Origin of the sequence: Burkholderia sp. THE68, from assembly GCF_009938265.1 — a bacterium.
In the GTDB taxonomy this organism is placed as follows: domain Bacteria; phylum Pseudomonadota; class Gammaproteobacteria; order Burkholderiales; family Burkholderiaceae; genus Caballeronia.
This window is the reverse complement of the sequence record NZ_AP022319.1, coordinates 528,207-540,465: the sequence shown is the minus strand read 5'-3', so window position 1 is coordinate 540,465 and position 12,259 is coordinate 528,207. Positions and strand designations below refer to the sequence as shown.

The 12,259-nt window shown below is 63.5% G+C and carries 11 protein-coding genes; 1 reads left to right on the top strand and 10 read right to left on the bottom strand.

Going from position 1 to position 12,259, the window contains the following annotated elements; all coding sequences use genetic code 11:
* Positions 1-32: 32 nt before the first annotated feature.
* Positions 33-314 (top strand): hypothetical protein, encoded by a 282-nt coding sequence (locus tag BTHE68_RS31025; protein WP_162070119.1) that lies wholly within the window; start codon positions 33-35, stop codon positions 312-314.
* Here BTHE68_RS31025 and BTHE68_RS31020 read toward each other — a convergent pair whose 3' ends face one another.
* From BTHE68_RS31020 to BTHE68_RS30975, 10 genes are all read right to left on the bottom strand, one after another.
* Positions 315-1,922, bottom strand: a complete 1,608-nt coding sequence (locus BTHE68_RS31020; RefSeq protein WP_162070118.1) for an ABC transporter substrate-binding protein — start codon at positions 1,920-1,922, stop codon at positions 315-317. It lies immediately after the preceding gene.
* 85 nt (positions 1,923-2,007) lie between these two features.
* A complete protein-coding gene (locus BTHE68_RS31015) occupies positions 2,008-3,645 on the bottom strand; it encodes an AMP-binding protein (protein WP_162070928.1) in 1,638 nt (545 codons plus the stop codon).
* 12 nt (positions 3,646-3,657) lie between these two features.
* Positions 3,658-4,053 (bottom strand): RidA family protein, encoded by a 396-nt coding sequence (locus BTHE68_RS31010; RefSeq protein WP_162070117.1) that lies wholly within the window; start codon positions 4,051-4,053, stop codon positions 3,658-3,660.
* Positions 4,050-4,499: an acyl-CoA thioesterase gene (locus BTHE68_RS31005; protein ID WP_162070116.1), complete on the bottom strand. Its 450-nt coding sequence runs from the start codon at positions 4,497-4,499 to the stop codon at positions 4,050-4,052. The genes BTHE68_RS31010 and BTHE68_RS31005 overlap by 4 nt, the downstream gene beginning before the upstream one ends.
* Positions 4,496-5,677 (bottom strand): acyl-CoA dehydrogenase family protein, encoded by a 1,182-nt coding sequence (locus BTHE68_RS31000; protein WP_162070115.1) that lies wholly within the window; start codon positions 5,675-5,677, stop codon positions 4,496-4,498. The genes BTHE68_RS31005 and BTHE68_RS31000 overlap by 4 nt, the downstream gene beginning before the upstream one ends.
* Positions 5,678-6,529, bottom strand: a complete 852-nt coding sequence (locus BTHE68_RS30995; RefSeq protein WP_162070114.1) for an enoyl-CoA hydratase family protein — start codon at positions 6,527-6,529, stop codon at positions 5,678-5,680.
* Between the two features lie 11 nt (positions 6,530-6,540).
* Positions 6,541-7,101, bottom strand: coding sequence for a MarR family winged helix-turn-helix transcriptional regulator (locus tag BTHE68_RS30990; RefSeq protein WP_162070113.1), 561 nt, complete (start codon positions 7,099-7,101; stop codon positions 6,541-6,543).
* Positions 7,098-7,859, bottom strand: coding sequence for an SDR family NAD(P)-dependent oxidoreductase (locus tag BTHE68_RS30985; RefSeq protein ID WP_232078292.1), 762 nt, complete (start codon positions 7,857-7,859; stop codon positions 7,098-7,100). Before BTHE68_RS30985 ends, BTHE68_RS30990 begins: the two co-directional genes overlap by 4 nt.
* Before the next feature lie 2 nt (positions 7,860-7,861).
* Positions 7,862-10,246 (bottom strand): bifunctional salicylyl-CoA 5-hydroxylase/oxidoreductase, encoded by a 2,385-nt coding sequence (locus BTHE68_RS30980; protein WP_162070112.1) that lies wholly within the window; start codon positions 10,244-10,246, stop codon positions 7,862-7,864.
* Positions 10,247-10,364: 118 nt separating this feature from the next.
* A complete protein-coding gene (locus BTHE68_RS30975; RefSeq protein ID WP_162070111.1) occupies positions 10,365-12,239 on the bottom strand; it encodes a serine hydrolase domain-containing protein in 1,875 nt (624 codons plus the stop codon).
* Between the last annotated feature and the right edge of the window lie 20 nt (positions 12,240-12,259).

Below are 12,259 nucleotides of genomic sequence, written 5' to 3'. Positions count from 1 at the left end.
CTCTTTTTATCGACATGTTCACGGGGATCGCCATGCAAGCGAAGACCATTGCTGTTCTTTTGGCCGCGAGCGCGGCGTTCTCAGCCATTCACGCTTTCGCCGACGATTGCGCCACGGCAAGCATGCATTGCCGTGGCGCGGTCGCGCCGGTATCGCACGACACGCGCGCCGTTCATGCGATGAGCGCGAAGCCCATCACGCACGTCGTGCCCGATGCCGCGACCAGCGCGGTCGGCGGCGCCGATACGTACCGGATGCAGGCGGGCAAGCGGGAACAGCGCGACAGCATCGATGCGTGGTATCGCGGAGGCTGATCAGTCGAACGTGACGCCGTCGAAACGATGCCCGCCGAGCGGGCTGATCAGATAGCCGTGCACGCGCTTCGAGATCGGCTGAAAGATATTGGCGTGCGCGAGCGGCGTGTACGGCACCTGATCCTTGAACACCACTTGCGCCTCTTCGTAGAGCTTCGTGCGCGCGTTCTGATCGGTGACGAGGCGCGCCTTCGCGAGCAGATCGTCGAACTGCCGGTTGCACCACTTCGCCATATTGCTGCCGTGCACCGCATCGCAGCCGAGCGTCGTGCCGAGCCAGTTGTCCGGATCGCCGTTGTCGCCGAGCCAGCCGTAGAGAATCGCGTCGTGCTCACCGTTGGTCTTCGCGCGCTTGTTGTACTCGGCCCATTCGTACGTGACGATGTTTGCCTTCACGCCGATCTTCGCCCAGTCCGACTGAATCAGTTGCGCCATCAGACGCGCGTTCGGGTTATAGCCGCGCTGCACGGGCATGGCCCATAGCGTGATCGTGAAGCCGTCCGGAAAGCCCGCGTCCTTCAGCAGCGCCTTTGCCTTCGCGGGATCGTGCGGCGCGTCCTTCAATGCCTTGTTATACGACCATTGCGAAGGCGGCATCGGGTTGGTCGCGACGGTAGCCGCGCCTTCGTAGACCGTCCTGATGATCGCCTGCTTGTCGATCGCCATGTCGAGCGCGCGGCGCACGTTCACGTTATCGAGCGGCTTGTGCGTCGTGTTGTAGCCCACGTATGCGACGTTGAAGCCCACGCCCGACAGCACCGTGAGCTTCGGGTCCTGCTTCGATGCGGCGATATCGGCGGGGCGCGGGAATGAGGTCACCTGGCATTCGCCGCCCGAGAGTTTTTGCTGACGCACGGCGGCATCGGGCGTGATCGAGAAGATGAGCTTGTCGATATGCACGTCCTTGCGGTTCCAGTAACTCGGGTTCGCGTCGTAGCGGATCGTCGCATCCTTCTGATAGTCGCGGAATACGAACGCGCCCGTGCCCACAGGCTTCTGATTGAAGTCTTCCGGCTTGCCCTGCTTGAGCAGTTGCGCCGCATATTCCGCCGAGACAATCGACGCGAATTCCATCGCGATGTTGCGCACGAACACGACATCGGCGGTCTTCAGCGTGAAGCGCACGGTGTAATCGTCGAGCTTGTCGACGGATGCGATGTTCTTGTCGTAGCCGAGATCGGTCAGATACGGAAAGCTGACCGGATGCGCCTTCTGAAACGGCTCGTTCGGATCGATCATGCGTTTGAACGTGAACACGACATCGTCCGCATTGAAGTCGCGCGTAGGCTTGAACCACGCCGTCGATTGAAACTTCACGCCGCGTCGAAGATGGAATGTGAAGGTCTTCGCGTCCGGCGACTCGTCCCATTTCTCCGCGAGACCCGGCACGAGATCGAGCGTGCCGCGCTTGAATTCGACCAACTGGTCATAGACGACGTGAGCGCCCGCGTCGAAGTCCGTGCTGGTGGTGTATTGCGCGGAATCGAAGCCGGCGGGACTGCCTTCGGAGCAGAACACGAGCGTCTTGCTCGCGGCCGATGCGGCCTGTGAGGTCAATGCGAATGCAGCAAAGAGGGAGACGGCGAGGAGTCGGTGCGTCGAAGCCATTTTTCTTGTTTGCTCGGAAGAGTGGGCAAGCCGCCTCGCGGCGGGCGTGAGCCATACTCTACCAAGCAAACGTTTTGCGAGCTTGCTACATCGAACGCAAGGCGAAGCGCTTGAGCTTGCCGGTCTCCGTGCGCGGCAGCGCGTCGAGAAACATTACGACGCGCGGATACTTATACGGCGCGACATTGCGCTTCACGAAGTCCTGCAAGTGCGCAATGAGCGCGTCGTCGCCGGTGAAGCCGGGATTGAGCACGACGAACGCCTTCACGATCTGTCCGCGCGTTTCGTCGGGTACGCCGATCACGCCGCATTCCGCAACGGCTTCGTGCTGCATCAGCACGCTTTCGACTTCCGGCCCTGAGATGTTGTAGCCCGCCGATACGATCATGTCGTCGGCGCGCGCCTGATAGAACACGTAGCCGTCTTCATCGATCACGACGGAATCGCCGGGCAGGTTCCAGCCGTCGCGCACGAACTTCGACTGGCGCTCGTCGGCGAGATAGCGGCAGCCGGTCGGACCGCGCACCGCGAGCTTGCCGATCGTGCCGGTCGGCACAGGCTGCATCGCATCGTCGACGGCCTGCACGATATAGCCCGGCACCGCGCGGCCGATCGCATGTTCGCGCACGTCCGCTCCCGCCGACGAAATGAAGATATGGATCATCTCCGTGCCGCCGATGCCGTCGATCATCTCGATGCCGCTCGCTTCGCGCCATAAGGCACGCGTGGAATCGGGCAAGGCTTCGCCCGCCGATACGGTCTTCGTCAGGCTCGACAGGTCGAAGCGCCCGACGAGCGGCGCCATCTGCCGATAGAACGTCGGCGCGGTGAACATGATCGTCGCGTGAAAGCGTTCGACGGTTTGCAGCAGCGTTTCGGGCGTGAGCTTTTCGAGCAGCACCGTCGATGCGCCGACGCGCAGCGGAAAGCACAACAGGCCGCCGAGGCCGAATGTGAACGCGAGGGGCGGCGTGCCGCAGAACACATCGTTCGCGGTCGGTTTGAGGATATGGCGCGGGAAGAGATCGCACATCGCGAGCACGTCGCGATGAAAGTGCATGCAGCCCTTCGGCGCGCCAGTGGTGCCGCTCGTGAATGCGATCAGGCATACGTCGTCGGCGGCGGTGTCGCAGGCATCGAATTGATCGGGCCTGGTGGCCGCGAGCGCTTCGAGCGAATCGGCTGCATCGTCGTGAAACGTGCGGATTTGCGCGAGCGTTTCGCAATGGAACTCGTCGCCTCTGGTTGCGCAGCGTTGCAGTTCGTCGGTGAGACGCACGTCGCATAGCGCCGCTGAAATATGCGCCTTGTCGATGATCTGCTTCAGCTCTTTCGCGCGCAGCAGCGGCATCGTCGGCACGACGACGAGACCCGCCTTCAGCGCCGCGAAAAACGCGACGGCCATCTGCAAGGTATTCGGCCCGCGCAGCAGCACGCGATTGCCCGGACGCAAGCGCATCTCATCGACGAGCACGTGCGCGCTGCGATTCACGAGCGCGCGCAACGCGCGATAACTCGTTGCATGCGGCTTGCCGTCGACATCGGACCAGATCGCGGGACGATCGCCGTGTCCACTTTCGATCGCGCGATCCAGCAATTCGGTCGCGCAATTGATGCGCGCGGGGTAGGCGACATTCGCGTCGTCGAGCATGAAGACCGGCCATTGCTCCTCTGGCGGCAGATGATCGCGCGCGAATGTATCGACGTGTGCTGACCGTTCCATCATGCTCTCCGCTTAGTCGGGGATGACAGCCGTGGCTTCGATTTCCACCAGTGCCTCGTCTTCGATGAGCGCGACCACCTGCACCGCGCTCATGGCGATGTCGTAGTCGCCGATCAGCTCGCGAAACGCCGCGCCGATTTCCTTCGCCGCCGCGAGATAGGCGCGCTTGTCGGTCACGTACCACGTCATGCGAACGAGATGTTCGGGCTTGCCGCCCGCTTCGCGCAGAATCGCCACGACGTTGCGCAACGCCTGCACGGCCTGCGCGCCGAACTCCCTGCTGACGAAGCGCGCCTGTTCGTCCCAGCCGATCTGTCCGGCGATGAACACCTGCGTGCCGCGCGCCGCGACGCCGTTTGCATAGCCGCGCGGCTTGATCCAGCCCGAAGGCAGAAGGGTCTTTTTCATGAGCGTGTCTCCTCTTGCAATGCGCGGCTCGTGCCCGGCGCGAACTGCTCGATGGCGCGGGCGATGTCGCCGGGAATGTCGATCGAGCGTCCATCGTCGAGCGATGTCGTCACCAGAACCTGCTTCGCGCGAAAGCGCACTTCGCCATCGCAATGACAGACGATGTCGATGCGAATCGAGCGCTGTCCCACGGAATCGACCGACAGCGTGAGCGTCACCGTTTCGCCCATGCGGCTCGGCCGCGAGAAATCGCAACCGAGCCTGACGATGGGCAGTCCGACACGGCGCGCGGAGATCATCTGCGCATAGTCGATACCGAGCGCGTCGTTGAACCAGTCCTCGACGAGTGCGTTCGTCATCACGAGGTATTGCGGAAAATAGACGATGCCCGCTGGGTCGCAATGTGAGAAGCGGATGCGCACCGGCATGTCGAAGGTTCGGCTCATCGTTGACGTTCTCCGTGCGCTTTCAGCAAGTCTCGTCCGACGATCAGTTGCTGCACTTCCGTCGCGCCTTCGTAGATGCGCAGCGCGCGAATCTCGCGATACAGCGATTCCACCGCCGTGCCGCTTTTCACGCCGAGCCCGCCCCACAACTGCACGGCCGCATCGATCACCTGCTGCGCGCCTTCGCTCGCGTGCCACTTCGCCATCGCCGCTTCGCGCGTCACGTTCTCGCCCTGATCGCGCAGCCACGCGGCGCGATAGACGAGCAGCGCGCTCGTGTCGATGGTCAATGCCATCTGCGCGAGCTTCGCTTGCGTGAGCTGGAAATCGCCGAGCGTCTGGCCGAACAACTTGCGCGATGCGGCGCGGTCGAGCCCTTCCTGCATGGCGCGGCGCGCAAAGCCCAGCGACGCGGCGGCAACCGACGTGCGGAAGATATCGAGCGTTCGCATCGCGATCTTGAAGCCTTCGGCTGCCGCACCGAGCATCTGGCTGCGCGGCACGCGGGCGTTGGCGAAATGCAGGCGCGCGAGCGGATGCGGCGCGATCACATCGATGCGTTCGGCGATCTGCAGGCCCGGCGTATCCGCATCGACGATGAACGCGCTGATGCCGCGCGCACCCGGCGCTTCTCCCGTGCGCGCGAACACGACATAGAAATCCGCGATGCCGCCGTTCGAGATCCAGGTCTTGTCGCCGTTCAGCACGTAGTCGTCGCCATCGGCGCGCGCATCGAGCGACATCGCCGCGACATCCGAACCCGCTTCGGGCTCGGACAACGCAAACGCCGCCAGTGCCGTGCCGTTCGCGACGCGCGGCAGATAGCGCGCCTTCTGCTCGTGCGTGCCCGCGAGCGATATCGCGCCGGAGCCGAGTCCCTGCATCGCGAAGGCGAAGTCCGCGAGGCCATCGTGCCTGGCGAGCGTCTCGCGCAGAAGACATACGGCGCGCGTATCGATCGTGTCGTTCGTCGCGCCGTATTGCGTGCCGCCGATGCAATGCCGCAGCCACCCCGCATCGCCCAGCATGCGCACGAGGCGCTTGCAGGTTGCGTCGGTATCGGCATGATCGATGTGCTGCAGATGCTCCGTGGCCCATGCATCGACCTCGCTTGCGAGTTCGCGATGCCGCGCATCGAAGAAAGGCCACGCGAGCGCGCTGTGTGGATCGGCGTTCATTCAGTCTCCTTCGAACACGGGCCGCGCTTTTGCCGCGAACGCGCGATAGGCGCGCTCGAAGTCACGCGTGCTCATGCAGATGGCTTGCGCCTGCGCTTCGGACTCGATCGCTTCGTCGATGCTCATGCTCCATTCCTGATGCAGCATCTTCTTCGTGATGCCATGCGCGAAGGTCGGGCCCGCGACGAGTTCGGAGGCGAGCTTCGCGGCTTCGTCGAGCAGGGTTTCGGGCGTGCAGAGGCGGTTGTAGAAGCCCCAGTCACGGCCTTCATCGCCCGTTGCCGAGCGGCCCGTGAAGAGCAGTTCCGCCGCGCGCCCCTGACCGATGATGCGCGGCAGGATCGAGCACGCGCCCATGTCGCAGCCCGCGAGGCCGACACGCGCAAACAGGAACGCGAGCTTGCTGCGCGCGGTGCCGAGACGCATGTCGGAGGCCATCGCGAGAATCGCGCCCGCGCCCGCGCACACGCCATCGACAGCGGCGATGATCGGCTGCGGGCAATGGCGCATCGCCTTGACGAGATCGCCCGTCATGCGCGTGAAGAGCAGCAGTTCCGGCATCGGCAGATCGATCAGCGGCGCGATGATTTCATGCACGTCGCCGCCGGAACAGAAGTTGTCGCCCGCGCCGTGGATCACGACGGCTTTCACGTCGCTCGCGTAGGCAAGCTGGCGAAACAGATCGCGCAACTCCGCATACGATTCGAACGTCAGCGGGTTCTTGCGCTCGGGACGATTCAGCGTGATGGTCGCGACGCCGTTCGTCACGGACCAGAGAAAATGCGTCGCGCGATAGGCCGCGAGCGTGGTTCGATTGCCGGCGAGCAGCGCGTCGGCGGAGGATCGGGTCATCGCCATCTCCTTCAGTCTTTCAATGTATTCATGAGATGCTGCTTGAGCTTTCCGAGCCGCTGATGCGTCTGCGATTTCTCGTTGAGTTCGAGACCGCCGAACATTTCGACGACCCATTGCTCATGCGCGGTCGCCATTTTGTCGAACGCGGCGCGGCCCTGCGGCGTGAGACGCACGCTGATCGAGCGGCGATCGTTCGGATCGGTATAGCGCGACACCAGTCCTTCTTTTTCGAGCTGATCCGTGATGCCCGTCACATTGCCGCCCGTGACCATCATGCGGCGCGACAGCTCGGTCATCTTCAGGCCTTCCGGATGCCGTTCGAGTTGCGCCATCAGATCGAAACGCGGCAAGGTCGTATCGAACTCGGCGCGCAGGCGCTTGCGCAATTCGGTCTGCACGAGGTTCGTCGTGGTCAGCATGCGCAGCCACAGACGCAGGCCCATGTGGCTGTCGGCGCCCGTGCTCATCTCCAGATCGACGACGTTTTCCGCCGGCTTCTCGATGCCCTTGCGCGGCGCCCTGGGCTCCGTCGCGGACGTCGTCTTTCTGTTGCGTGCGGCTTGGGTCACGTTACTTCTCCACCGGATACGGAAATGGATTGCCCGTTCATCGCTTCGGAACCGGGCGCGCATAGCCATAGCACGGCGCTGGCGACTTCTTCCGGTTGCACGAAGCGGCGTTGCGGGTTGTGGCGCACGAGCGCATCGCGTGCGTCCTGTTCGCTGCGCGCTGTCTTCGACATGATCTGGTCGAGCGATGCGCGCAACAGTTCGGTTTCGGTGTAGCCGGGACAGACCGCGTTGACCGTCACGCCCTTCGTCGCGACTTCGGCGGCGAGCGCGCGCGTGAGGCCGATCACGCCGTGCTTCGCGGCGCAATAGGCCGCGACATACGCATAGCCGATCTGCCCCGCCGTGCTCGCGACATTCACGATGCGGCCATGGCCGCGTTCGAGCATCGAAGGCAGCGCGGCGCGTGTGCACAGGAACACGCCCGTGAGGTTCACATCGAGCATGCGTTGCCAGAGCGCGGCATCGGTGTGCGTGAACGGCGCGGCCTGCGCGTGGCCGGCGTTGTTGACGAGGATATCGACCGGACCGGCGCGCCCGAATGCCTCATCGACGGCAGCTTCATTCGTTACATCGACGCTGATGCACGCGACATCGCCATGCGCGCGCATCGCGTCGCGCTGCGCTTCGAGACGCGCGATATCGCGGCCCATCAGCGTGATGCGCGCACCGGCGCGCGCGAGCGCTTCTGCACACGCGGCGCCGATGCCGCTGCCTCCGCCCGTGACGACCGCGTGTTGATTGGCAAGCCCTGTCATGATCAGACCGTTCCTTCGGCGCGTTGCGCACGTTCTTGCGGCGTGAGGCGCGCATTGTCGGCGGCCATCGAGCGTTCGCGTTCCAGATTGCGTTCGAGTTGCGACTTCGCGGCGGCGTATTGCTTCGGCCACGCGATATCGAAGTAGCCGATCTTCGCGGCTTCGTTCAGGGTCCACGATGGATTCGCGAGATGCGGACGCGCCACCGCGCACAGATCCGCGCGTCCCGCCGCGATGATGCTGTTCACATGATCCGCTTCCGATATCGCACCGACCGCGATCGTCGCGATGCCCGCTTCGTTGCGGATGCGATCGGCGAAAGGCGTCTGGAACATGCGGCCATACACGGGCTTCTCCTGTTTGCTGACTTGCCCCGACGAGACGTCGATCATGTCCGCGCCCGCGGCCTTGAACGCGCGCGCGATCTCGACGGCATCGTCCGGTGTCGTGCCGCCATCGACCCAGTCGTGCGCGGAGATGCGGACCGACATCGGCTTGTCCTGCGGCCATGCGGCGCGCATCGCCTTGAATACTTCGAGCGGATAACGCAGACGGTTTTCGAGCGAACCGCCGTATTCGTCAGTGCGATGATTGGTGAGCGGCGACAGGAAGCCCGACAGGAAATAGCCGTGCGCGCAATGCAGTTCGAGCCAGTCGAAGCCTGCATGCGCGGCCATTTCGGTGGAGCGCACGAATTGCGCTTCGATCTCGCGCAACGCTTCATGCGATGCCTCGCGCGACCATTGGCTCACGCCCTGCACATACTGCTGCGGCGAAGCGGAGACGAGCGACCAGTTGTCACTGGGAAGCGGCTGATCGATGCCTTCCCAGCTCACGCGCGTCGACGCCTTCGCGCCTGCGTGACCGAGCTGCATGCCGATCTTCGCGTCCGACTGCGCATGCACGAAATCGACGATGCGCTTCCACGCCGCGAGATGCTCCGGTGCGTACATGCCGGGGCATCCCGGCGTGATGCGCGCTTCGGGCGACACGCAGGTCATCTCCGTCATCACGAGCGCCGCGCCGCCCATCGCGCGTGCGCCGAGATGCATCAGGTGATAGTCGCCCGCGATGCCGTCGATGGCGGAGTACTGCGCCATCGGCGAGACGACCACGCGGTTCTTCAACGTGACGCCGCGCAGTGTGAATGGCGTGAACATCGGCGGAACGGAACGTTGCTGCGCGTCGCGTTCGATGCCCGCGCGCGCGGCCAGCCAGTCTTCGAACGAGGCGAGATAGCGTGCATCGCGTTCGCGCAGGTTTTCATGCGAGATCCGTTGCGAGCGCGTGAGCAGCGAATAAGCGAACTGCTCGGGTTCGAACGACGCATAACGGTCCACGTTTTCGAACCATTCGGTCGAATTGCGCGCGGCGTTCTGGATGCGCAGCACATCGACGCTGCGTACTTGCGTGTAATGCGCGAGCGCGCCATCGAGATCGCCGTCCTGTTTCGCGAAGGCCGTGTCGATGCTGTTCGCGAGTTCGATCGAATCTTCGAGCGCGAGCTTCGTGCCCGAGCCGATGGAGAAGTGCGCCGTATGCGCGGCATCGCCCATCAGCACAATGGGCGTGCGCTTGCCGTTCGCGCCGTCACGCCAATGCACCCATTCGCGATTCACGACGCGCGGAAAGCGGATCCATTGCGCCGAGCCTCGCAAGTGCGTGGCGTTCGACATCAGCGCGTGGCCGTCGAGATACTTCGCGAAGAGCTTTTCACAGAACGCGATGCCTTCTTCCTTGCTCATGTCGGCGAGGCCCGCGGCGCGCCATACGCCCTCGGGCGCTTCGACGATGAACGTCGAGGTGTTCTCGTCGAAACGATAGGCATGTGCCTGGAACCAGCCCCATTCGGTCTTTTCGAATGCGAACGTGAAGGCTTCGAAGCACTTGTTGGTGCCGAGCCACACGAAGCGGCATTCGCGCAGATCGATATCGGGCTGATATGTCGACGCGTATTTCTGACGGACCGCGCTGTTCGCGCCATCGCTCGCGATGATGAGGTCGGCGTCGTAGTCTTCGTCGTTCAGGACGTGCGTTTCGAATACGAGCTTCACGCCGAGTTCTTCGCAACGCGCTTGCAGGATGTTCAGCAGGCGCTTGCGGCCGATGCCGCAGAAGCCGTGACCCGACGAGCGGATCGTGCGGCCGTTGATATGCACTTCGATGTCATCCCAGTGATTGAAGGCATCGAGGATGGTGTCGGCGCTTTGCGGGTCCGCTGCGCGCAGGTTGCCGAGGGTCTGATCGGAGAAGACGACGCCCCAGCCGAAGGTGTCGTACGGGCGGTTGCGTTCCACCACGGTGACGTCGTACGTGGGGTGGCGGTGTTTCATCAAAAGCGCGAAATACAGGCCCGCCGGGCCTCCGCCGATGCAGACGATGCGCATGCTTGCTCTCCGACTGGTGTCTCCTCGAAATGGTAATTTAGGCTTAGATAGTTTAGATGTCAAGCAATTGGTTTCAGATATGAGGAATCGGGGCGCGTCGTTGCGCGCCCCAACGCAATCAGGCGAGCGCGTAGATCGAACTACCCAGCGTTAGCGAAGTAGCGCTGCTCGCCGAAGCGAAGCGGATCTCATACAGGTCGCGGCCGAAGTTGCCGGGCACCTTCACCGACATGCCGCCGCGATCGTCCGAGAGCGGCACGAAGAGTTGATAGCGAAGGTCCGTATTGCCGTACAGGACGTAGCCCGGAAGCTCGGACAAGGTGGTGAGATAAGCCGGTTCGTTGCCGAGGATGACGATCGGCACGGCCGTCGGCGAATCATTGGTCAAGGTCCATTGTGTGCCGAGGCGCTGCTGCCACGCGCTGTCGAGCGGTGCAAGCGGCGCGAGTTGCTGACCGATCGCCAGCGTGAGAAAGGCGTAGCCCGCGCCCGGCACGACGCGCTTCATCAGATAGCGATAGCTGAACGCGTTGCCGGCGCTGTCGGTTCCGGAGACGACGGTAAAGCGATACGACGCGGGATCGCTGTTGCTCCACCACCAGCCGTCGTTGCGGTACTGGTACGCGCCGAGCTGCGTCCAGACGCGCTTGGGTCCGTTCCACTGATTGAGCTGCACACTGCCGTCCGGGTTGGCGACCACTTGCAGCGGAGAATCGGAGTTGCCGTAGATGCCGCCTGCGTTCGCGATTGCCGGACCCGAAGCGGCCGGCGGTGCCGTGCCGCCGACCTGCGCCGGCAACGCGGCGATCGTGCCGTCTTCCTTCAGCGCGGACAACACGAGCGTTTCGGCGAGCTTGCGAGCGTCGTAGCCTGAATTGCCCGTCACCATCAGCGCGAATTGCGCCTGCGGCACGACGAAGAACTCGCTCGAGTAGAACGCGGTTCCGCCGTCCTTCTCCCATCCGAGAACGCCGGCCGCGGCGAGCGCTGGCTGCTGGACGGAATCCCAGCCGAGCCCCCAGCGCCACTCGGGTGAAGGGTTGATCAGGAGTCCGGTAGATTGATCCTTGCCCATCTCGGCGATGGCCGCAGCGGATATCACACGTTGCCCCTGAAACACGCCGCCGCCGAGAATCATCTGTGCGAGATTCATCATGTCGCCGGGCGTGGAACTCAGCCCGCCGGTCGCGTAAGCGTTGACGAATTCCTGATACTGCGTGCCATCTGCAAACGGATACGAGAACGAGCCGCTGGTGGGCACGCTCGTCAGATAGCTGGAGTTCGTCATCTTCAACGGTGCGAGGATGTTCGTTTCGACGAAACTCGCAAAGCTCTGCCCGGTCAGCGCGAGGACGATCTGTTCGATCATCGTGAAGCCGTCGTTGCAATACACGGCCAGTTCGCCCGGCAGATGCTTCAGATGCGTATTCGCCAATTCGGCTTGCGTATCGGCGGCGTAGCCGGGAACCGGCGCGAACGTGAACAGGTTACGCGAATTGGTGCCTGGCAGCCCCGACGCGTGCGACAGCAGATGCCGCGTGGTGATCTGCGCGTACTGGGGCGAAAGCATCGTGAAGGTCGGCAGATAATGGACGATCGGCGTATCGAGTTCGATCAGTCCGCGATCCTGAAGAATGGCAGCCGCGAGCGCCGCGAAGAGCTTGCTGACCGAGCCGATATTGAAGCGCGTCTGAGCCGTCGCCTTGGTCTGGCCCGGCACGGACGATACGCCGAACGCCTCCTGCCAGACCACGCTGGTGCCTTTGAGCATGGCGATGGAAATCCCCGCCACGGGAGGTTGCGCGGTATTGCTGACGGCCTGCTGGATCATCTGCTGACCCATCGCGATAGTCTGGGGATAGGGCGAGCCGTTGTCGTCGCTGCCGCTGCAACCGGGCAAGAGCGTCGCAAGCATGCCCGCGCCGGTGACGCCGAGAAATTGCCGGCGACCGGCGCGGAAGGGGTCTGGATAATTGCGTTTGATTCTGGACACGGCCGTTCTCCTTGTTATTG

Excerpts from the sequence above, each read along its gene's own strand:
- BTHE68_RS31005 (WP_162070116.1), bottom strand. The coding sequence starts at position 4,499 with ATGAGCCGAACCTTCGACATGCCGGTGCGCATCCGCTTCTCACATTGC.
- BTHE68_RS31010 (WP_162070117.1), bottom strand. The coding sequence starts at position 4,053 with ATGAAAAAGACCCTTCTGCCTTCGGGCTGGATCAAGCCGCGCGGCTAT.
- BTHE68_RS30995 (WP_162070114.1), bottom strand. The coding sequence starts at position 6,529 with ATGACCCGATCCTCCGCCGACGCGCTGCTCGCCGGCAATCGAACCACG.
- BTHE68_RS30985 (WP_232078292.1), bottom strand. The coding sequence starts at position 7,859 with ATGACAGGGCTTGCCAATCAACACGCGGTCGTCACGGGCGGAGGCAGC.
- BTHE68_RS31000 (WP_162070115.1), bottom strand. The coding sequence starts at position 5,677 with ATGAACGCCGATCCACACAGCGCGCTCGCGTGGCCTTTCTTCGATGCG.
- BTHE68_RS30980 (WP_162070112.1), bottom strand. The coding sequence starts at position 10,246 with ATGCGCATCGTCTGCATCGGCGGAGGCCCGGCGGGCCTGTATTTCGCG.
- BTHE68_RS31020 (WP_162070118.1), bottom strand. The coding sequence starts at position 1,922 with ATGGCTTCGACGCACCGACTCCTCGCCGTCTCCCTCTTTGCTGCATTC.
- BTHE68_RS31025 (WP_162070119.1), top strand. The coding sequence starts at position 33 with ATGCAAGCGAAGACCATTGCTGTTCTTTTGGCCGCGAGCGCGGCGTTC.
- BTHE68_RS31015 (WP_162070928.1), bottom strand. The coding sequence starts at position 3,645 with ATGGAACGGTCAGCACACGTCGATACATTCGCGCGCGATCATCTGCCG.